This is a genomic window from Bordetella genomosp. 8 (assembly GCF_002119685.1).
GTDB lineage: Bacteria > Pseudomonadota > Gammaproteobacteria > Burkholderiales > Burkholderiaceae_B > Bordetella_C.
In genome coordinates this window covers 1,823,803-1,843,345 of sequence record NZ_CP021108.1, presented here as the reverse complement: position 1 = coordinate 1,843,345, position 19,543 = coordinate 1,823,803, and the positions used below count along the sequence as shown (strand labels likewise).

General features: G+C 65.8%; 20 protein-coding genes. 9 read left to right on the top strand and 11 right to left on the bottom strand.

Annotated features, from left to right (window positions below):
* Positions 1-240: 240 nt before the first annotated feature.
* Positions 241-927 (top strand): C40 family peptidase, encoded by a 687-nt coding sequence (locus tag CAL12_RS08495; RefSeq protein ID WP_086064092.1) that lies wholly within the window; start codon positions 241-243, stop codon positions 925-927.
* Positions 928-983: 56 nt separating this feature from the next.
* Here CAL12_RS08495 and CAL12_RS08490 read toward each other — a convergent pair whose 3' ends face one another.
* From CAL12_RS08490 to CAL12_RS08480, 3 genes are all read right to left on the bottom strand, one after another.
* Complete coding sequence (locus tag CAL12_RS08490; RefSeq protein ID WP_157792923.1) at positions 984-2,228, bottom strand: glycosyltransferase; 1,245 nt, start codon at positions 2,226-2,228, stop codon at positions 984-986.
* The gene (locus CAL12_RS08485; protein ID WP_086064090.1) at positions 2,189-2,515 is read right to left on the bottom strand and encodes a DUF2325 domain-containing protein; all 327 of its coding nucleotides are present in this window, start codon (positions 2,513-2,515) and stop codon (positions 2,189-2,191) included. The genes CAL12_RS08490 and CAL12_RS08485 overlap by 40 nt, the downstream gene beginning before the upstream one ends.
* A gap of 180 nt (positions 2,516-2,695) precedes the next feature.
* Positions 2,696-3,637 (bottom strand): CysB family HTH-type transcriptional regulator, encoded by a 942-nt coding sequence (locus CAL12_RS08480; protein WP_086064089.1) that lies wholly within the window; start codon positions 3,635-3,637, stop codon positions 2,696-2,698.
* 179 nt (positions 3,638-3,816) lie between these two features.
* On the opposite strand from CAL12_RS08480, the gene CAL12_RS08475 reads away from it, so the two are divergent.
* Together CAL12_RS08475 and CAL12_RS08470 are read left to right on the top strand one after the other, a co-directional pair.
* Positions 3,817-4,014, top strand: a complete 198-nt coding sequence (locus CAL12_RS08475; protein WP_086064088.1) for a type II toxin-antitoxin system VapB family antitoxin — start codon at positions 3,817-3,819, stop codon at positions 4,012-4,014.
* The gene (locus CAL12_RS08470; protein WP_086064087.1) at positions 4,011-4,382 is read left to right on the top strand and encodes a type II toxin-antitoxin system VapC family toxin; all 372 of its coding nucleotides are present in this window, start codon (positions 4,011-4,013) and stop codon (positions 4,380-4,382) included. Before CAL12_RS08475 ends, CAL12_RS08470 begins: the two co-directional genes overlap by 4 nt.
* Before the next feature lie 26 nt (positions 4,383-4,408).
* Here the strand turns inward: CAL12_RS08470 and CAL12_RS08465 are convergent, their stop codons facing one another.
* Positions 4,409-5,902, bottom strand: a complete 1,494-nt coding sequence (locus CAL12_RS08465) for a CoA-acylating methylmalonate-semialdehyde dehydrogenase (RefSeq protein ID WP_086064086.1) — start codon at positions 5,900-5,902, stop codon at positions 4,409-4,411.
* 127 nt (positions 5,903-6,029) lie between these two features.
* On the bottom strand, positions 6,030-7,169 hold the full coding sequence (lptF, locus tag CAL12_RS08460) for an LPS export ABC transporter permease LptF (RefSeq protein ID WP_086064085.1): 1,140 nt from the start codon (positions 7,167-7,169) through the stop codon (positions 6,030-6,032).
* Between the two features lie 62 nt (positions 7,170-7,231).
* On the opposite strand from lptF, the gene CAL12_RS08455 reads away from it, so the two are divergent.
* The 6 genes from CAL12_RS08455 (at position 7,232) to CAL12_RS08430 (ending at position 12,945) form a co-directional block, all read left to right on the top strand.
* The gene (locus CAL12_RS08455) at positions 7,232-8,743 is read left to right on the top strand and encodes a leucyl aminopeptidase (protein ID WP_086067752.1); all 1,512 of its coding nucleotides are present in this window, start codon (positions 7,232-7,234) and stop codon (positions 8,741-8,743) included.
* A gap of 22 nt (positions 8,744-8,765) precedes the next feature.
* Positions 8,766-9,218, top strand: a complete 453-nt coding sequence (locus CAL12_RS08450) for a DNA polymerase III subunit chi (RefSeq protein ID WP_086064084.1) — start codon at positions 8,766-8,768, stop codon at positions 9,216-9,218.
* A gap of 50 nt (positions 9,219-9,268) precedes the next feature.
* Positions 9,269-9,535, top strand: coding sequence for a hypothetical protein (locus CAL12_RS08445; protein ID WP_086064083.1), 267 nt, complete (start codon positions 9,269-9,271; stop codon positions 9,533-9,535).
* Between the two features lie 214 nt (positions 9,536-9,749).
* The gene (locus CAL12_RS08440; RefSeq protein WP_086064082.1) at positions 9,750-10,463 is read left to right on the top strand and encodes a Bax inhibitor-1/YccA family protein; all 714 of its coding nucleotides are present in this window, start codon (positions 9,750-9,752) and stop codon (positions 10,461-10,463) included.
* A gap of 109 nt (positions 10,464-10,572) precedes the next feature.
* Positions 10,573-11,538, top strand: coding sequence for an aldo/keto reductase (locus CAL12_RS08435; RefSeq protein WP_086064081.1), 966 nt, complete (start codon positions 10,573-10,575; stop codon positions 11,536-11,538).
* Positions 11,539-11,631: 93 nt separating this feature from the next.
* Complete coding sequence (locus tag CAL12_RS08430; RefSeq protein WP_086067751.1) at positions 11,632-12,945, top strand: NTP/NDP exchange transporter; 1,314 nt, start codon at positions 11,632-11,634, stop codon at positions 12,943-12,945.
* Here the strand turns inward: CAL12_RS08430 and recO are convergent.
* The 6 genes from recO to CAL12_RS08400 all read right to left on the bottom strand — a co-directional run bounded on the left by recO (position 12,906) and on the right by CAL12_RS08400 (position 19,523).
* Positions 12,906-13,520 (bottom strand): DNA repair protein RecO, encoded by a 615-nt coding sequence (gene recO / locus CAL12_RS08425; RefSeq protein ID WP_086064080.1) that lies wholly within the window; start codon positions 13,518-13,520, stop codon positions 12,906-12,908. The two genes, CAL12_RS08430 and recO, sit on opposite strands and share 40 nt — an antisense overlap.
* A complete protein-coding gene (era, locus tag CAL12_RS08420; protein WP_086064079.1) occupies positions 13,513-14,409 on the bottom strand; it encodes a GTPase Era in 897 nt (298 codons plus the stop codon). Before era ends, recO begins: the two co-directional genes overlap by 8 nt.
* Positions 14,406-15,164 (bottom strand): ribonuclease III, encoded by a 759-nt coding sequence (gene rnc / locus CAL12_RS08415; protein WP_086064078.1) that lies wholly within the window; start codon positions 15,162-15,164, stop codon positions 14,406-14,408. Before rnc ends, era begins: the two co-directional genes overlap by 4 nt.
* A 1-nt stretch (position 15,165) precedes the next feature.
* The gene (gene lepB, locus CAL12_RS08410) at positions 15,166-16,050 is read right to left on the bottom strand and encodes a signal peptidase I (protein WP_086064077.1); all 885 of its coding nucleotides are present in this window, start codon (positions 16,048-16,050) and stop codon (positions 15,166-15,168) included.
* A 27-nt stretch (positions 16,051-16,077) separates the two neighbouring features.
* Complete coding sequence (lepA, locus tag CAL12_RS08405) at positions 16,078-17,871, bottom strand: translation elongation factor 4 (protein WP_086064076.1); 1,794 nt, start codon at positions 17,869-17,871, stop codon at positions 16,078-16,080.
* 95 nt (positions 17,872-17,966) lie between these two features.
* Positions 17,967-19,523 (bottom strand): DegQ family serine endoprotease, encoded by a 1,557-nt coding sequence (locus tag CAL12_RS08400; RefSeq protein WP_086064075.1) that lies wholly within the window; start codon positions 19,521-19,523, stop codon positions 17,967-17,969.
* Positions 19,524-19,543: the final 20 nt, after the last annotated feature.

Here is a 19,543-nt window from a genome sequence, read left to right as displayed (position 1 = left end):
AACGCTGGCGCCTGTCGCCGCGCACGCCCCCACCACCGCAGCGCGCTCTTTCGAGATTTTTATCGCCGATTCTATCCGTCCGATGTTGTGCGCCAAAGCGCGCGCGGGATGAGGTCTGGCGTATACGCTGCCCGCAATGGAGCTATACGCAAGTTTTGGTAGAATCGCCCCTCAGAAATTTCCCAAACGGCGGTCGTCCGTCGTCTTCCAGGCAGGGTCACCCCTGCCTTCAAGCGAACAATGCAACGATACGACTACCGCACGCTATCCTTTTATCGTTTTCTAGCCAGGCAGGGCCGCGCCCTGCGCATCGGCGGCATCATGGCCGCCATGGCCATCCTGGCGGGCTGCGCCAACACCGGCGCCCAGCGCGACACCGCCTACACCGGCTTTGACCAGGACGCCTACGACGCCGCCTGGACCACCGCCGACGCCGACGATCCCATCGGCATGCTGCTGGCGCAGAAGCTGCGCCGCGGCGGCAGCCGCACCGCCAGCTATCCCGGCAGCAGCGCCACCACCGACAACACCATGCTCGCGGGCGAGGCGCTGAATTACCTTGGCATCCGCTACCGCTCCGGCGGCGGCACGCCCAGCACCGGTTTCGATTGCAGCGGTCTGGTCGGCTACGTCGCCGAACAATCGCTGGGCCTGAAGCTGCCGCGCACCGCGGCCGAAATGTTCCAGGTCGGCACGCCGGTGGCGCGCAACGACCTGCAGGTCGGCGACCTGGTGTTCTTCAATACCATGGGCCGCCGCTACTCCCACGTCGGCATCTATCTTGGCGAAGATCGCTTCGTGCATTCGCCCAGCAAGGGCGGCGTGGTACGCATCGAGCGCATGGACATGGCTTACTGGAACGCGCGCTACAACGGCGCCCGCCGCATCGACACGACGCTGGTGGCATCGGCCCGCGCGCAACGCTAGGCCCCCGCCTGCCGACGACATGCCTGCATGGGCCCCAGACGGGGCCCATGTTCGTTTCAGCGGCCCGCGAGATCCCGCGCCACGGCGGCGATCGCAGGGTCCCATCGTCCCGGCGCGGGTTGGCGGTACAGGGACATGGCCGGATACCACGGCGTATCGCGCCGATCTGACAACCAGCGCCAGTCCGGCATATGCGCAAGCAGCAGCGACACCGGGCATCCGAGGGCGCCGGCCAGATGCGCCGGCGCGGTATCGACTGAAACGACATGATCCAGGCAAGCGATGGCGGCCATTGTCTCGCCGAAGTCGCCCAAGGCCCCGCCGGCGTTGACCAGCGGCGCCGCGCCGCGATAGCCGTCGATCTCCTGCTGCGCGGGCCCCAGTTGCAGCGCCACCAGCGCCACATCCGGCAGATCTGCCAGCGGCGCCAATTGCGCCAGGCGCAGCGAGCGCCGGGCATCGTGTCGGTGTGTAGGACGGCCGGCCCACACCAGCCCGATGCGCCAAAAACGGCTGGGTAGCAGTTCGTCCAGGCCTTTGCGCCACGCGGCCACCCGCGCCGGATCCGCCTTCAGATACGCGGCGGACGCCGGTACGGTCTCCAGCACGGTGCCAAATCGCATGGGAAGGCCCGACAGCGGACACCATGCATCGAAAGCGCCGATATCGCTCCAGCGGGTCACGCAGCGGGCGGCCGGCGCCATTTGCGTGACGATCGGCAGCATCTCGGGGCTGCACGCCACCGTCACGTTTGAACAACGCGACCTGACCGCAGGAATGTAGCGGCAGAACTGGATCACGTCGCCATAACCCTGGTCCGCCACCAGCACCAGGGTTCCATGCGGCATGGGCGAGCCGTCCCATTGGGGTCGGCCCTCGGCAATTGGCATGGGCGATGGCACGCCGGGCAGCCCGTATCGCCATTCGTATTCCGGCCAGCCTTCCGCCAACCGGCCAGACAACAGCAGTGCTTCGGCAAGATCCAGATGCGCTGACGCATCGCGCGGATCGCGGGCCACCCGGCACCGGCACTGCTCGATCAGTGCGTCCAGCGCGAGTGGGTCGGCTTGCGGGGGGCCTGGCATGCCCGGCATGGAGATGTGTCGTCTGTATCGATGGTCGGCCGACGGCTCGAGGCGTTGAGCTCGGGTATTGCCGGTGTGTAATACCGTATCGTAGCCGAGCCATGCCGTACTGCTGAACCACGCATGTGCGGTCGGGCAACCGTTCCGATCACGAATGCACCGCCAGATTCGGGACGTTACGACGCCGCGCTCGCCCCACGGCCGCACAAGCCGCATTGCGCCAGCGCCTGCTGCATGCTGCACACCGACCGGCGGCAGGCCACCACGCGGATGCCGGAACGCTGCGCGGATTGGCGGAACGTCTTCATTACGTTGTGACCGAGAAAGTCGGTCAGCAGAATCACCAGCTGCGTACCCGTGGGCAGCGCCAGCCCGCGTTTCTGATGGGAAGGATCGCGGCCGCTGATGTGATGCGTGATCGCGATATTGTGTCCCTTGAGCAGATCCGGAATATTGCCCAGCCGGTCCGCGCCCACCACCACTGCGCTAAGTGCCGTCGACATGACAGACCTCGTTGCGTCGTTGATCGTGGGTTAATGATAATGATTCTTGTTTTTTAGAGCAAGTAAATGAGATGGATTCTCATTTAATTTCGCTATCGGCCATCTCTGCCGTATAGCTTGCCGCGCACGACGCGGTGCCGCGATGCCAGTCCGCCGGCGGCATCGCGCGGCATCCCGCTATTACTCCACGCCCTGCACCGCTTCCGTCACGACCTGCCGGTTCAGCCCCGGCGACAGCATCTCGATGAAGGTGTAGACGTAGTCGCGCAGGAACACGCCCGCCTTGATCCCCACCCGCGTCGTGTGCGTGCCGAACAAGTGTCCCACCGGCAGGCCCACCAGGTTGCTGTCGCGGCGCGGGTCATAGGCCACGCCCGCGATGATGCCGATGCCCAGCCCGACGTCGACATAGGTCTTGATCACGTCGGCGTCGATGGCTTCCAGCACGATATCCGGATGCACGCCTTGCGAGGCGAAGACCTCGTCGATGGTGGTCCGTCCGGTAAAGGCGCGGTCATAGGTCACCAGCGGATAGGCCGCCAGTTGTTGCAGGGTCAGGCGCTTGGCCTCGCTGGACGTCAGCTCCGCGAGCGGATGATCAGGCCGCACGACCACCGTATGTTCCCAGGTATAGCAAGGCAGCGTCGCCAGCCCCGGCGTCAGGGCCAGCGATTCCGTGGCGATGGCCAGGTCGGCCTGCTCGTGCAGCACCATTTCGGCCAATTGGCCGGGACTGCCTTCGGCCAGCGACAGGTGCACCTTGGGAAACTGCCGGCGAAACGCCGGAATCACGCGCGGCAACAGATAGCGCGCCTGCGTATGCGTGCAGGCGATGATCAGGCCGCCTTCGTCCCGCCGCGCGAACTCGTCGCTGACCTTCTTCAGGTTGTCGACTTCGCGCATGATGCGGTCGATCACCTGCGATACCGCCAGGCCGGGCTTGGTCAGGCCCTTGATGCGCTTGCCGTGGCGTTCGAATATCTTGACTCCGAGTTCATCCTCGAACTCGATGATGGCCTTGGAGACGCCGGGTTGCGACGTGTACAGCATGCGCGCGGCTTCCGTCAGGTTGAAGTCGCGGCGTATGGTCTCGCGCACAAAGCGGAACTGTTGCAGGTTCATGAAGCGGATCCCGTTGGAGGAACCCAATTATAAGTAATATAGAGATATTTCTAAATTACTTAAACGTCTATGCTTCTGCCCTACAAGGAGATACCAGCGCAAACCGCCCTATCGTCAAAGACACGGTGCTTGACATCACCTGATGATAAAATCTATGCCTCCAAAATCTGAGGTGCGCCATGCGAACCACAATCGCACTCGATGACGATCTTCTATCCAAGGCACAAGCCTACACCGGCCTCGAAGAGAAAACGGCGCTGGTACGTGAAGCACTCAAGGCCCTGATCCAGCGCGAAGCGGCCAAGCGGCTTATCGCCCTGGGCGGAAGCCAACCCGGCGTTGAAGCCGCCCCGCGCCGTCGGCAGGGCACGGAATGATCTTGGTCGATACGTCCGTATGGATCGACCACATCAATGCGGCCGACCCCGTTCTGGTTGACTTGCTGACGAACGGACTAGTCCTCGCGCATCCCTTCGTGATCGCCGAGATTGCATTGGGCAGCCTGAAAAATCGTGAGACCGTGCTCGGCGCGTTGCGCGATCTACCGAACGCGCCGGTTGCCACGCCCGATGAAACGCTCTTTCTCATCGAGCGCGAACAACTATTCAATCGCGGCATTGGTTACGTGGACACATCGCTGCTGGCCTCCGCACGATTGCAGCCCGGCACGACCCTGTGGACTCGGGACAAACGGCTTGCAAAGGCTGCGGATGCACTGGGATTGACACCCCAGTTGCTGCACTAGCGCAACGTAAGCCGTTTATTTGCCGCTCAACGCATGGTGATCGTCGTATTCACCGTCCGTCCATGCGCCGACCAGCGCGCGGTCACAGTCTTGGTCTGCGTCCAGAACTGCACCGCCTGCTTGCCGTTCGGTCCCAAGTCGCCCAGCTTGGAGCCGCGCGAGCCCGTGAAGCTGAACCACGCGACCGGCACCGGGATGGGAATGTTGATCCCCACCTGCCCCACGTCGATGTTGTTCTGGAAGTAGCGCGCCGCGCCGCCATCCTGCGTGAACAGGGCCACCCCGTTGCCGTTGGGGTTGGCATTGATGAAATCGACGGCGTCTTCCAGCGTGTCGACGCCCGTGACGCACAGCACGGGACCGAAGATCTCTTCCGTATAGATCTTCATATCGCCGCGTACGCCGCCGAATATGGTGGGACCGACAAAATTGCCCTGTTCGAAGCCGGACACCTGGATGCCGCGGCCATCCAGCAGCAGTTCCGCGCCCTCTTCCACGCCGTGCTGGATCAATCCTTCGACGCGCGCCTTGGCGGCCTGGGATACCAGCGGCCCCAGGTCGGCCGTGCGATCGGTGCCGGCGTTCACTTTCAACTGCCTGGCGCGTGCGACGAATTCGGGCAGCCAGTCACGCGAGGCCCCCACGAATACCGCCACCGACGTCGCCATGCAGCGCTGGCCGGCGGCGCCGAAAGCCGCGCCCAGCAACTGGTTCAGGGCGACCTCCGGGTCCGCGTCCGGCAGGATCACGCAATGGTTCTTGGCGCCCATCATCGCCTGGCAGCGCTTGCCGGCGTCCGACGCGCGGCGATAGATCTCGGTGCCGACACGGGTCGAGCCGATGAACGATACCGCCTTGACGTCACGATGCTCGCACAGCGCATTGGCAATGTCGGCGCCGCCATGCACCACGTTCAGCACACCTGGCGGCAGGCCGGCTTCCAGCGCCAGCTCCGCCAGGAACAGCGATGCCGAAGGATCCTGCTCGGAAGGCTTCAGCACGAAGGTATTGCCGCAGGCCACGGCGATGGGAAACATGAAGCACGGCAGCATGACCGGGAAGTTGAATGCCGTAATGCCCGCGCACACGCCCAGCGGCTGGATCAGCGTGTAGACATCGATGCCGGAGGCGGCGTTTTCCGCATACTCGCCGAGCTGCAGATTGGCGATCGAGCAGGCGTGTTCAACCACTTCCAGGCCGCGCCCGACTTCGCCTTCCGCATCGGGCAGGGTCTTGCCGTGCTCGCGCGTGATCAGTTCCGCCAGCTTGCCAGTGTTCTCGCGCATCAACTGCTGCAGTTTCAGCATCACGCGCATGCGCGTGGCCTGGCCGCTGTTGCGCCAGGCCTTGAAGGCTTCCCGGGCGTTGGCGACGGCCTGGTCCAGCTCGTCGGGGGTGGCGTAGGGAACCCGGGCGACGACTTCCTGCGTGGCCGGGTTGATGACGTCGCGCCACTCGGTGGCGCGCGACTGGATGCGTTCGCCGCCGATCAGCAGCGGAATACGCGGGGCTTCGGACATGGTCTCCTCCTGTTTCCTTGTGGGAATCGTGGGTGCCGGTGTCCGTCAGGGTTGCGACGGACCCGGCCGTTGTCCGGCCAGTGTAGAGGCGGACCCAGCGAGGAGCAAGGTGGAAACCGGCGAACGATCAGGTCGTCGCGGCGTCCGGCGCCGGGGGCCTGGGCCCGCCGGTATTCTTGGGCGCCTTGACCCGTAGCCGCCGCAAGAAGAGATACGCGGCAAAGGCCAGCACCGCCGCATGGACCGGCCACCATCCCAGCCCGAACGGAATACGGCCGTCGCCGATCCAGGCGCGGAACAGGTTGATCAGGTTCATGTACAGCAGCGCCACCAGGCCCGCGATCAGCAGGTCGCCGGACCGGCCCAGGCGCGGATTCACGGCGCCCAGCGGGATGGCCATGATTGCCAGGATCAGGGCGGCCAGGGGCATGGAGATCCGCCACATGACCTGGGACCAGGCATTGACGGTGTTGTCTTCCATCAGTTGCAGGGTGCTGCGCGCCTTGCTGGATCGCTCGGCCGCGGCGCGCGCCTCGGTGGCGGGATCCTCGGTGGATTTGCTTTCCAGCCGCACGCCGTAGTGGTCGAACGTCGACATGCGGAATTCCGCCGAGCCCGGCTTCAGGTCGTAGCGGTGGCCCGCGCCCAGCACCAGGAAGCGATCGCCGTTGGGCATGTTTTCCGTGCGCGCGCTGGAGGCGGTGAGCACGCTGAGCCATTCGGGATCGATGACGCGCGCAAACACGTGGCCCAGCTCGTCGCCCTTCTTGACGGGCTCTTCGGCGAAGAAGACGCGCGCGCCGTCCTGCGATTCGCCGAACTGCCCGGCCGTGACCTTGGACAGATCGGAACGCTGCTCGAAGCGCTCGCGATATTCGCCGATCTGGCGATAGGCCCAGGGCGAAGCGGCCAAGGTCAGCACCGCCACCATGGCCGCGACCGGCACGGCCACGCGCATGACGGGCCGCAGCCAGTCGGCCAGCGACAGGCCGCTGGCGAACCAGACCACCATTTCGGATTCACGGTAATTGCGCGTCACCGTGGTCAGCACGGCGATGAACAGCGCCACCGACATGATGGTCGGCAGCGCCGTGATCGTGGAGAAGGCAGCCAGGCCCAGCACCACGTCCGGGCCGATGTTGCCGCTGGCGGCGTCGCCCAGCAGGCGGACCAGCAGGACGCTGAGCCACACCACCACCAGGGTGGAAAACACAACGCCAGCGTGACTCGTGATCTCGCTGACGACAGAACGCTTGAATAGGGACATGGGAGAATATGCGGGATAATCGCTGACTATTATCGACGCACAAGGGAACGCCTTCAATGTCACTGGAATTTAGCACACACAGCACCGCCTCCCTGCACCAGGTCAAGACGGCCGCCCTGGCGGTCGGCGTCTTCGCCGACGGCGTGCTGACCGCCGCCGCCGACCTGATCGATCGCGCCAGCAACGGCGCGCTGCGCACGGTGGTGAAAACGGAATTCCGCGGCCGCCAGGGCAGCACGCTGGTCCTGCGTTCCCTGCCGGGCGTCGCCGCGCAGCGCGTCGTCCTGGTGGGCCTGGGCAAGCAGGACGAATACTCGGCGCGCGTCCACGCCGCGGCGGAACAGGCTTTCGCCGCCTATTGCGTCGGCGCGCAACTGACCGAAGGCGCCTCGACGCTGGTGTCCGTGCCGCTGGAAGGCACGCCCATCCGCGCCCGCGCGCGCCTGGCGGCGATAGGCGCGGGCAACGCCACCTATCACTATGACGAAAGCCTGGGCAAGCCCGATCGCGACGCCCGGCCCAAGCTGCGCAAGGTCGTCCACTGCATCGAACGCGGCGATGCCACGCAGGTCCAGGCCGGCCTGCGCGAAGGCGGCGCCATCGCCAATGGCATGGACCTGGCGCGCACGCTGGGCAACATGCCGGGCAATCTCTGCACGCCCACCTACCTGGGCGAAACCGCCCAGAAGCTGGCGCGCGCCTACAAGACCGTGAAGGTCCAGGTCCTGGACCGCAAGCAGATCGAAGCCCTGGGCATGGGCGCCTTCCTGTCCGTGGCGCGTGGATCCGACGAACCGCCGCGCTTCATCGTGCTGCGCCACGCCGGCAAGCCGGCGGCGCGCAAGCCCGCCAAGGATGGCAATGCCGGCCCCATCGTGCTGGTGGGCAAAGGCATCACCTTCGACTCGGGCGGCATCTCCATCAAGCCCGCCGCCACGATGGACGAGATGAAATTCGACATGTGTGGCGCCGCCAGCGTGCTGGGCGCCTTCCGCGCGCTGGCCGAGCTGCAATTGCCGCTGGATGTGATCGGCCTGATCCCCACCTGCGAGAACATGCCGAGCGGCAAGGCCAACAAGCCCGGCGACGTGGTCACCAGCATGTCGGGACAGACCATCGAAATCCTGAATACCGACGCCGAAGGCCGCCTGATCCTGTGCGACGCCCTGACCTACGCCGAACGCTTCAAGCCCGCCGCGGTCGTGGACATCGCCACCCTGACGGGCGCCTGCGTGGTCGCGCTGGGCAGCGTCAACAGCGGGCTGTTCTCCAAGAACGACGCCTTGGCGGACGCGTTGCTGCGCGCCGGCCGGGAATCGCTGGATACCGCCTGGCGCATGCCGCTGGACGATGCCTACCAGGAACAGCTGAAGTCCAATTTTGCCGATATGGCGAATATCGGCGGCCCCCCGGCCGGCGCCGTCACGGCCGCCTGCTTCCTGTCACGCTACGCCAAGGCCTACCCCTGGGCGCACCTGGACATCGCCGGCACGGCCTGGCGCGGCGGCAAGGAAAAGGGTTCCACCGCGCGTCCGGTGCCGCTGCTGATGCAATACCTGCTGAACCAGCTCTGACCGAGCGCCACAACGCACCACCATGGCCCGCATCGATTTCGCCTTCGGCGCCCCTGACCGGCTGCGCACCGCCTGCCAGGTGGCGCGCAAGCAATACCTGGCCGGACAGCCGCTGGTGGTGTATTGCGCGGACCCGGTGCGGCTGAACGCCTTCGACCGCATGCTGTGGGCGTTCGACGATATCTCCTTCGTCCCGCACGTGCTGGCGACCGACCCGTTGGCCGCCGACACGCCGGTGGTGCTGACCGCGGCGGATCCCGCGGCGGCGGCGACGCCCGCCGCCGACCGGCCCGCCCCCTGGCTGCTGAACCTGGACGACGACTGCCCGCCCGGCTACCAGGCGTTTGCGCGCATACTGGAAATCGTGTCCGCCGACGGCGACGACCGTCCCGCGGCAAGGCAGCGCTGGCGAGCCTACGTGGCCCAGGGGGAATCCCCGCATAGCCACGCCATCGGCGCCAAGGCCGCCAACTGAACCGCCGATCCCGCGATCCGGCCGGCGGCGCACGGCTCCCAGGAGGAACCATGGAATACCGAGATACCGATCCCGCCATCCCCACCCTGACGCAAAAGATCGACACCTACAACGAACCGCCGGTGCTGACCGAGGTCGTCGCCCACGCCACGGCTGCCCTGCCGCCGGACCCGGTCCTGCGCGCCGCCCTGCAGGCGGAGCTGGAACACACGGTCCAGCAGGCCCTGGACGAGGCCATGGCCCACGTCCGGCAGTCGCTGGAAGCCGAATTGCCTGACCTGGTCGACCGCGTCGTCCGCCGCCTGCGTCCCGGTTGAGTGGTCGCCCGGCGGCCGGGTCCCGCCTTCCCGCGGAACGCCGCATGCGTCCGCCGGTCGAAGCAGCAGGCGACGGGAATCGCCCTCTACCGCGGCAAGGCGGTCTGCGTTAATCTGTGTTCACTCGCCGTTATAATTCAGGGAACTGTCAGGCCGCGTTGACGTCAAAGCACCATAGCCATCGCGGAATGGCCCCCTATCAGGAGCTCGTCACATGAACGATTATCGTCCTTCCCCCTTCAATCGCGCCGGTACCTACGCCGGCGTACCGGGCGAGGTGGTTCGCAATCGCGTCCTGCGCAATACCTACTGGCTGCTCGCCCTTTCCCTGATCCCGACCGTGCTGGGCGCGGCGGTGGGTCTGTACACCGGACTGAACCAGGTCATGGGCGCCAGCCCCGGGCTGTCGGCCATCATTTTCCTGGTGGGGGCCTTCGGGCTGATGTTCGCCATCGAGAAGAACAAGGAATCCAGCCTGGGCGTCGCCCTGCTGCTGGCCTTCACCTTCTTCATGGGCATCATGCTGTCGCGCCTGCTGGGCTTCGTGCTAGGGCTAGGCAATGGCTCGCAGCTGATCATGATGGCCTTCGGCGGCACCGCCGTGGTGTTCGGCGCCATGGCCACCATGGCGACGACCATCAAGCGCGACCTGTCCAATATGCAGAAGTGGCTGTTCACGGGCGCCATCATCATCCTGGTGGCGGCGCTGGCCAATATCTTCCTGCAGCTGCCCGCGCTGATGCTGACCATCTCGGTCCTGGCCATCGTGATCTTCTCGGCCTTCATGCTGGTGGACCTGCAGCGCGTCGTCAACGGCGGCGAAACCAACTACGTATCCGCCACGCTGGCCATCTATCTGGACGTGTACAACGTCTTCTCCAACCTGCTGATGCTGCTCAGCGCGTTCAGCGGCGGCAACCGGAACTGATCGCCGGCAGGCGGCAATTCCGATTTCGTACCGCGGCGGGGCCATCGGCCCCGCCGCCGACAGATTCAGGGCTCGCGATGAGCCCCTTTTCTTTTCGGAGTACACCAGCATGCCGACCCGCCGACGTTTCCTGCTGAACGCGCCCATCGCCGCCCTGGCGCCCGGGTGGATGCTGCATGCCGTGCCCGCCCATGCCCAGAGGGCGGGAGGCACGCCAGGGACGCCGCCGGCGCCAGGCGCGGCGGCCATGCACCGCCGGCCCATCCCCTCCACCGGCGAGACCCTGCCCGTGATCGGGCTGGGCACCGCCGATACCTTCGACGTATCGCCGGGGAATGCGGCCGAACTGGCGCCGTTGCAGGACGTCACCCGGCAACTGCTCGCCGCGGCGGGCAAGGGCGCCATCATCGATACCGCGCCCAGCTACGGCAACGCCGAAGCCGTCACGGGCGAACTCCTGGCCCGCCTGCAGGGACGCGACCAGGTCTTCCTGGCGACCAAGATCGGCACGACCGGCCGTGATAGCGGCATGCGCCAGGTGCGCAATTCGGAAACCGCCCTGCGCACGCGCAAGCTGGACCTGATCCAGGTCCACAACCTGATCGACACCTCCACCCAACTCGCCCTGCTGCGCGAACTGAAGCAGCAAGGCGTGACGCGCTACATCGGCATCACGCACTACACGGAATCCGCCCAGGACGACCTGGCCGCGCTGGTGGAGCGCGAGAAACCGGATTTCGTGCAGATCAACCTGTCCGTGACGGCCCGTGGCGCCGAAAGGCGGCTGCTGCCGGCCTGCCAGGCGCACGGGGTGGCGGTGCTGATCAACCGTCCGTTCCAGGACGGCGCCCTGTTCCGGCAGGTGAAGGGCAAGCCGTTGCCACCCTGGGCGGCGGATATCGACTGCACCTCCTGGGCGCAGGTTTTCCTGAAGTTCATCGTCGGTCACCCGGCAGTGACGGCGGTCATCCCGGCCACGTCCAAGCCCGCCAACATGCAGGACAACCTGCGGGCCGGCTACGGGCGGCTGCCCGACGCCGCCATGCGCGAACGCATCGCCGGCCTGTTCGCCTGACGCGCCGTGGCGGACATCCCCTCCCCCGTCCCGGACGGCGGCGACCGGCGTCCGCCTCCTGCGCACGAACCGCGGGCGGCGTCGGCAAGGACGCTGCAGCGCCTGCGACGCGCGCTGAACATCCATGCCGGCGAAGGGTGGGCGGCGCTTTGCGGCTTCGCCTTCTTCTTTTGCCTGTTCACCGGCTATTTCATGCTGCGGCCGATACGCGAGACGTTGGGTATCGCCGCCGGCGTGGACAAGCTGCAATGGCTCTTCACCGCGACCTTCGTGGTCATGCTGGCCGCGGTTCCCTGCTTTGGCTGGCTGGCGCGGCGCGTGCCGCGCGCCAGCTTCGTGACCTGGACCTATGCCTTCTTCGCCGCGTCGCTGGCGGCCTTCGCGGCCTGGTTGTACGCACGGCCGGACGATTTATGGGCGGCGCGCGGGTTCTACGTCTGGCTGTCGGTATTCAATCTGTTCGTCGTGTCGGTCGCATGGAGCCTGATGGCGGACGTCTTCCGGACCAACCAGGCCAAGCGTCTGTTCGCCTTCATCGCCGCGGGCGCCAGCACGGGCGGCCTGACCGGACCTGTGCTGGGCGCGGCCTTGGCCGGCACGCTGGGCGCGCCGGGGCTGATCCTGCTGTCCGCGCTGTGCCTGGCCCTGACGCTGCCGATGAAATCGTGGTTGATGCGATGGCGCGAGGTGGCGGGTGCCGGCACGCCCCCGGCCGGCGCGGCCGAGCCGGTCACGCCCGATGAAGCCGACGCTGTCGGACGCGCTGCGGATTCTCCAGACCGGCCCATCGGCGGCGGCATACTCGCCGGCGCGACGCGCACCTTCAGTTCGCCGCTGCTGCTTGGCCTGGCAGCTTTCGTCGTCCTATTGGCCACGGCCAGCACCTTCCTGTACATGGAACAGGCGCGGTTGGTGGCCGATGCCTTTACCTCGTCCGCCGAACGCATACGCGTGTTCAGCGCGCTGGATTTCGTCGTACAGGCCCTGTCCATGGTGACCCAGCTGTTCCTGACCGGCCGCCTGGCGCAGCGCCTGGGCGTCACCTTCCTGCTGACCGCCGTGCCGCTGGTCATCTGCGCCGGCTTCCTGGTGCTGGCTGTCGCGCCCGTCTTTGTCGTGCTAGCCGTGGTAATGGTGCTGCGCCGCGTGGGCGAATATGCCCTGGTGCGGCCCGGCCGCGAAATGGTGTTCACCACGGTGGACGCCGAAGCCAAGTACAAGGCCAAGAACTTCATCGACACCGTGGTCTATCGAGCCGGCGACGCGGCCAGCGCATGGGTGAAGACCGGCGTGGATGCGCTGGGCCAGGGCGCGGCGCTGGTGGCGCTGGTGGGCGCGGCCTGCGCCGCGATCTGGGCCGCCTGCGGCTACTTGCTGGGCAGGCGCGCCGACAGGCGCCGCGTCTGAAAATCCAGCAGCACGCGGCGCGTCGCCAGCGGACGGCCCGCCAGGATTTCGCCCAGGCGGTCGCGCAAGGCCTGCCGCAGCCGGGGTTCGCCGGCTGCATCGTCGAAGTCCGGCGTGGCCGCATCCAGGCCATAGCCGGTTTCGTTCAACAGCGTCCATTCGAAGCGCCGCAGCGCGCCAGCCGCCGGCGTGCCGCCGGCCAGCTGTGTCAAGGCGGTATCGTAGGCGTCGAACAGCACCGGATGCGCGTCTTCGCGCGGCAGCAGCCGCAGCAGCAATTCGTTCATGTACCAGGCCGACATCAGCGGGGCGCCGCCCAGCGGCCGGATGCCTGCGACTTCGGCGCGGGTGAGCGTTTTCACCTCGCCTGCGCCGGACCATGACAGCATCAGGGGCTGGAAGGCCGACAGCACGGGCCGCAACACCGAATACGGCCGCTTGGCGCCCTTGGCCACCAGCGCCACGCAGCCGTGGTCGCGCGAAAAGGTCTGCACGATCAGCGAGGTTTCCCGCCACGGCGTGGCGTGCAGCATGTAGCCGGTGGTGTCCTGGACGCGGGTGCCGCGTTTACTCATATCCCAGGTCGCGCAGCGCCTCTTCGCGATCGGACCAGCCCTTGCGCACCTTGATATAGATTTCCAGGTGCACAGGCTTGTCCAGCATCTTCGCGATTTCCAGGCGTGCCTCGGTGGCGATGCGCTTCATGTGCTGGCCGCCGGCGCCCAGCAGGATGGGCTTGTGGCTGTCGCGCTCGACGACGATACAGGCCGCGACGCGCGCGCCCTTGTCGTTCTCTTCCCACTGTTCGATGACGACCGTGCAGCCATAAGGCAGTTCATCGCCCACCAGGCGGAAGATCTTTTCGCGCACCAGTTCGGCGGCGATGAAGCGCATGGGCCGGTCGGTCAGCGTGTCGGCTTCGAACATGTGTTCGCCTTCCGGCAGGCGCTTGGCGATTTCGTCAAGCAGGTCGTCCAGTTGCCGGTTGCGTTCGGCGCTGATCGGTATGACGGCGCCATAGTCATGCAGCGCGCTCACCTTGGCGACATAGGGGTACAGGCTGTTCCTGTCCTTCATCGCATCGACCTTGTTCACCGCCAGGATGGCGCGGTCGCCGGCCGGCAGCAGCGGCAGCAGCTTGGCGTCGCCTTCCGACCACTTGCCCGCCTCGACCACGTGCACGACCACATCGACGTCGGCCAGCGCCTGGGTCACGACGCGATTCATCATCCGGTTCATGGTGCCGCCGTGGCGGGTCTGGAAGCCCGGCGTATCGACGAACACGAACTGGTCGGCGCCGCGGGTCAGGACCCCGTGGATGCGATGGCGCGTCGTCTGCGCCTTGCGCGAGACGATCGATACCTTCCCGCCGATCAGCGCGTTGTTCAACGTGGACTTGCCGACGTTGGGTCGTCCGACGATGGCGACGAAGCCGCATCGGGTAGGTTGTTGCTGCTCGGTCATTTGATTTCTTGGGCTACGGCCACCGGCAGCGACAGCTGCGCGGTCTTGCGCGCGCGCGGCGCGCGACGGCCGGCCTTGGGTGGACTGGCGGCCAGCGCGGCGTCCAGCGCCAGCTTGGCGGCGGACTGCTCGGCGGCGCGGCGGCTGGCGCCGGGGGCGGTCACCTTGATGTCCAGCGGCGGGATGGCGCATTCGACTTCGAACTGCTGGCTGTGCGCGGCGCCGTGCGTGGCGATGACCGTATAAACGGGCAAGGCCATCTTGCGGCCCTGCAGGAATTCCTGCAACAGCGTCTTGGCATCCTTGCCCAAGGTCTTGGGATCCACCGTCGCCAGGACGGGCTGATACTGCTTGGCGATCACGCGGCGCGCGGCATCGAAGCCGCTGTCCAGGAACACGGCGCCGAAAATGGCTTCCAGCGTATCGGCCAGGATGGAAGGACGGCGAAAGCCGCCGCTTTTCAGTTCGCCTTCGCCCAGGCGCAGGTCCTGGGAGAGGTCCAGCTTTTGTGCGATGTCGGCCAGCGAGGCCTGCTTGACCAGGTTGGCGCGCAGGCGTGACAGGTCGCCTTCGTCGATCTTGCTGAAACGCTCGAACAGCATGGACGCCACGACGAAATTCAGGACGGCGTCGCCCAGGAATTCCAGCCGTTCATTGTGGCGCGCACCGTGGCTGCGATGGGTCAGCGCCTGCTCCAACAGGGCCGCATCGCGGAAACGGTGGTCCAGACGGGTTTGAAGCGCGTCGAGCGACATGTCAATGGAATCGTCCGATCCGGCTCAGATCGGAAAAATTCATCCAGATGAAGAAGGCCTTGCCCACGATATTACCGTCCGGAACGAATCCCCAGTAGCGGCTGTCCGCGCTATTGTCGCGGTTGTCGCCCATGGCGAAGTATTCGCCTTCGGGCACCTTGCAGCGCACACCATTGCGGCTGTACTGGCAGTTATCCAGGTGCGGGAACTGCCAGATTGGGCCATATTCCTGGAATTTATCCTCATCCAGCAGGATATCGTGCGTAACGTCGCCCAATTTCTCTTTGTAGCGATTGATGTAGGCGACCCGGTCCGGCTCGAAATAGTTGCCGTCGCGCGTATGTTTAACTTCCTGGCCGTTTACATATAGTTTCTTGTCCAGGTAGGCAATTTCGTCACCCGGCAGACCCACCACCCGCTTGATGTAGTCGACGTCCGGGTCCACGGGGTAGCGGAACACGATCACGTCGCCGCGCTGGAGATCGCCGGTATTCATCACCTTCTTGTCGATGATGGGCAGGCGGATGCCGCGGCTGAATTTGTTCACCAGGATCAGGTCGCCGGACTCCAGCGTCGGCAGCATCGAACCGGAGGGGATGCGGAACGGCTCGACCACGAAGGAGCGCAGCATGAACACGAACAGGATCACGGGGAAAAAGCTGACCGCGTACTCCACCCACCATGGCACCCGCGTGGCGGATTCCACCGCTTCGCGCCGCAGTCTTTCGGTTTCCTGCGCGTCGCCGATCACGGCCGGGTCGAAACGCGCCGCGGCTTCTTCTCCCTTGCGGCGCCGCGCCTTGCGCAAGATGGTGATGTCCAACAACCAGATGATGCCGGTGACGACCAGCAGGACAAACAGGATCAGCGCAAAGTTCCAGCTCATATGTGATGCCTTCTCGCTCTTTATGTATTACTTGTCTTCCACCTGCAGGATGGCCAGGAAGGCCTCCTGTGGAATTTCCACGCTGCCCACCTGCTTCATGCGCTTTTTCCCGGCCTTCTGCTTTTCCAGCAGCTTCTTCTTGCGGGTGATGTCGCCGCCGTAGCACTTGGCCAATACGTTCTTGCGCAAGGCCTTGACGTTCTCGCGCGCGATGACCTCGGCGCCGATGGCGGCCTGGATGGCCACGTCGAACATCTGGCGCGGAATCAGGCCGCGCATGCGCGCCACCACGTCGCGCGCCCGGTAGCGCGCATTGCTGCGGTGGACGATCATGGAAAGCGCGTCGACCTTGTCGCCGTTGATCAGCAGATCCACACGCACCACGTCGGCCGAGCGGTATTCCAGGAATTCATAGTCCATCGACGCGTAGCCGCGCGATACCGACTTGAGCTTGTCGAAGAAGTCCAGCACGATTTCCGCCAGCGGGATCTCGTATACCAGATGCACCTGCCGGCCGTGATAGCTCATGTTGATCTGTGCGCCGCGCTTGTTGTTGCACAGGGTCATCACGGGGCCAACGTACTCCTGCGGCATGAACAGGGTGACCTTGACGATGGGCTCGCGGATTTCCGCGATCTTGCCCACTTCCGGCATGCGCGACGGGCTTTCGATGGTCAGCACCTCGCCGTCGCGCTGCTCGACTTCGTACACCACCGACGGCGCGGTGGTGATGATGTCCATGTCGAACTCGCGCTCCAGCCGCTCCTGCACGATTTCCATGTGCAACAGGCCGAGAAAGCCGCAACGGAAGCCGAAGCCCAGCGCCTGCGAGACCTCGGGTTCGAACATCAGCGCGGCGTCGTTCAGCTTCAGCTTCTCCAGCGAGTCGCGCAGCTGGTCGTATTCGCTGCTTTCCACCGGATACAGGCCGGCGAACACCTGCGGCTTGACTTCCTTGAAGCCCGGCAAGGCCTGGGTGGCCGGCCGGCCGGCCAGGGTGATGGTATCGCCTACCTTGGCGTGGGCAAGTTCCTTGATGCCGGCAATGACGAAACCAACCTCGCCGGCGCTCAGCGCCTGGCGCTGCACAGACTTGGGCGTGAACACGCCGACCTGTTCGCACAGGTGGTTGGCGCCCGATGCCATCAGCAGGATCTTGTCCTTGGGCCGCAGCACGCCGTTGACGATACGCACCAGCATGACCACGCCGACGTAGTTGTCGAACCAGGAGTCGATGATCAAGGCCTGCAGCGCATCGTCCGCGCTGCCCTTGGGCGGCGGCACATCGCGCACGATGGTTTCCAGGATATCGTCGATGCCCATGCCGGTCTTGGCGCTGGCGGCGATGGCGCGCGACGCGTCGATGCCGATCACGTCCTCGATTTCCTGGCGGGCGCCTTCGGGGTCGGCCTGGGGCAGGTCCATCTTGTTCAGGACCGGCAGGACTTCCACGCCCAGCTCGATGGCCGTGTAGCAGTTGGCCACGGTCTGCGCTTCGACCCCCTGCGAGGCGTCGACCACCAGCAGCGCGCCTTCGCAGGCCGACAGCGAGCGGCTGACTTCGTAGGAAAAGTCCACGTGCCCCGGGGTGTCGATCAGGTTCAGGTTGTAGATCTGCCCGTCGGCGGCCTTGTATTGCAGCGCCGCCGTCTGCGCCTTGATGGTAATGCCGCGCTCACGCTCGATGTCCATGGAATCGAGCACCTGCGCCGACATCTCGCGATCCGCCAACCCGCCGCAGCGCTGGATCAGGCGGTCGGCCAGGGTCGACTTGCCGTGATCGATGTGGGCGATGATGGAAAAGTTGCGGATATGGCGCATAACGGATCGTAAATAGGGGGAATGGTGCACCAATAAGGAGGGGGCGCCATGCGCCCCCTCTTTGTGGCAACCAGCGATTTTAGCCGGTCTTGCGGCTACTTGCCGGGCTGGATGACCACCCACTGCGTCTGGTCGCCCCGGCGGATCAGCACCGGCACCGGCTTGGCCTTGTCGACCTTGCCCGCGACCTGCACGAACTGGTCGGGCGCGGTGATATCGGTGTCGCCCACCGACAACACGATGTCGCCTTCCTGGATGCCGGCCTGGTCGGCCTGGCCGGTCACCCCGCGCACCATCACGCCGCCCTTGATCTTCAGCTTGCTCTGGGTGGCCGTGGGCACGGGCACCACCGTCAGCCCCAGGGCGGTGGAGGATGCGGGCTCCTTTTCCGGCTCGGGCTTCTTGGCCGCGGCCGGGCTCTTGCTCTGCGGGATTTCCGCGACCTTGACGTTGAGCGTCAGGTTCTTGCCCTTGCGCCAGACCTGCAACGGCGCCGTGGTGCCGGGCTTGGTTTCGCCGACCATGCGGGGCAGATCGGACCAGCGGGCGATCGGCTTGTTGTTGAAGCGCAGGATCACGTCACCCGGCTGCACGCCGGCGGCATCGGCCGGGCTGTCGCCTTCCACGCTGCTGACCAGGGCGCCCTCGGCCCGGGCCAGGCCCAGGGCGGTGGCGACCTCGTTGGTGACTTCGCCGATCTGCACACCGATGCGGCCGCGCGTCACCTTGCCGGTGGAGCGCAGTTCGTCCACCACGCGCATGACTTCGTCGATCGGAATGGCCAGGGAAATGCCCATGAAGCCGCCGCTGCGGGAAATGATCTGCGAGTTGATGCCGATCACCTCGCCCTGCAGGTTGAGCAGCGGGCCGCCGGAGTTACCCGGGTTAACCGCCACGTCGGTCTGGATAAAGGGCAGGTATTCACCGGTATCGCGATTGATGGCGCTGACGATGCCCGCGGTCACCGTGGAATCCAGGCCGAAGGGCGAGCCGATCGCCAGCACCCATTGGCCTTTCTTGATCTTGGTATCGTCGCCGATCGGCAGGAAAGGCATGTCCTTGGCGTCGATTTTCAGCAGGGCGACGTCGGTCCGGTCGTCGGTGCCGACCACCTTGGCCTTGAACTCGCGGCCATCGGTCAGGGTGACGAAGATATCCGTGGCGTCGCTGACCACGTGATTATTGGTAAGCACGTAGCCGTCGGCGGAAATGAAGAAGCCCGACCCCACGCCGCGCGGCACCGTGCGTTCCTGGGGCTGCTGCTGTTGCGGCTGCTTGGGCTGCTGCTGGCGGTCGCGCGGCCGCTGGCCAGGCATGTCCGGCATGCCGGGAGGCTGGAAATCCGGGCCGAAGAAGAAGCGGAACAGGTCGTAGGGATCCTGCGGCCCGCTGCGCACGGGCACGGTGGCGGTGGTCCGGATGTTGACCACGGCCGGATCGGCCTTTTCGACGATGGAGGTGAAGTCCGGCAGCATCATCGCCGGATTGCCGGTGGCGGTCTGCGCCGCGCTTGCAGGCGCCTGCAAGGCCACCCCGGCTACGAGGGCGGTCAGCAGCGCGGCCAGGCCGCGACGCAGGGACCGGCAGCCGGCTTCCATTTCCAGGGAGAAAAACCGCCGGACGGGCAATTTCGACACGGTGGACAGGATCATTCAATGCTCCGGGCATGCCC

Coding starts and splice junctions, on each gene's coding strand:
- lepA (WP_086064076.1), bottom strand. CDS start 17,871: ATGCGCCATATCCGCAACTTTTCCATCATCGCCCACATCGATCACGGC.
- CAL12_RS08485 (WP_086064090.1), bottom strand. CDS start 2,515: ATGTCGACGGCACTTAGCGCAGTGGTGGTGGGCGCGGACCGGCTGGGC.
- lepB (WP_086064077.1), bottom strand. CDS start 16,050: ATGAGCTGGAACTTTGCGCTGATCCTGTTTGTCCTGCTGGTCGTCACC.
- CAL12_RS08480 (WP_086064089.1), bottom strand. CDS start 3,637: ATGAACCTGCAACAGTTCCGCTTTGTGCGCGAGACCATACGCCGCGAC.
- CAL12_RS08470 (WP_086064087.1), top strand. CDS start 4,011: ATGATCTTGGTCGATACGTCCGTATGGATCGACCACATCAATGCGGCC.
- CAL12_RS08475 (WP_086064088.1), top strand. CDS start 3,817: ATGCGAACCACAATCGCACTCGATGACGATCTTCTATCCAAGGCACAA.
- rnc (WP_086064078.1), bottom strand. CDS start 15,164: ATGTCGCTCGACGCGCTTCAAACCCGTCTGGACCACCGTTTCCGCGAT.
- CAL12_RS08440 (WP_086064082.1), top strand. CDS start 9,750: ATGAACGATTATCGTCCTTCCCCCTTCAATCGCGCCGGTACCTACGCC.
- CAL12_RS08435 (WP_086064081.1), top strand. CDS start 10,573: ATGCCGACCCGCCGACGTTTCCTGCTGAACGCGCCCATCGCCGCCCTG.
- lptF (WP_086064085.1), bottom strand. CDS start 7,169: ATGTCCCTATTCAAGCGTTCTGTCGTCAGCGAGATCACGAGTCACGCT.
- CAL12_RS08495 (WP_086064092.1), top strand. CDS start 241: ATGCAACGATACGACTACCGCACGCTATCCTTTTATCGTTTTCTAGCC.
- CAL12_RS08450 (WP_086064084.1), top strand. CDS start 8,766: ATGGCCCGCATCGATTTCGCCTTCGGCGCCCCTGACCGGCTGCGCACC.
- CAL12_RS08465 (WP_086064086.1), bottom strand. CDS start 5,902: ATGTCCGAAGCCCCGCGTATTCCGCTGCTGATCGGCGGCGAACGCATC.
- CAL12_RS08490 (WP_157792923.1), bottom strand. CDS start 2,228: ATGCGGCTTGTGCGGCCGTGGGGCGAGCGCGGCGTCGTAACGTCCCGA.
- recO (WP_086064080.1), bottom strand. CDS start 13,520: ATGAGTAAACGCGGCACCCGCGTCCAGGACACCACCGGCTACATGCTG.
- CAL12_RS08445 (WP_086064083.1), top strand. CDS start 9,269: ATGGAATACCGAGATACCGATCCCGCCATCCCCACCCTGACGCAAAAG.
- era (WP_086064079.1), bottom strand. CDS start 14,409: ATGACCGAGCAGCAACAACCTACCCGATGCGGCTTCGTCGCCATCGTC.
- CAL12_RS08400 (WP_086064075.1), bottom strand. CDS start 19,523: ATGATCCTGTCCACCGTGTCGAAATTGCCCGTCCGGCGGTTTTTCTCC.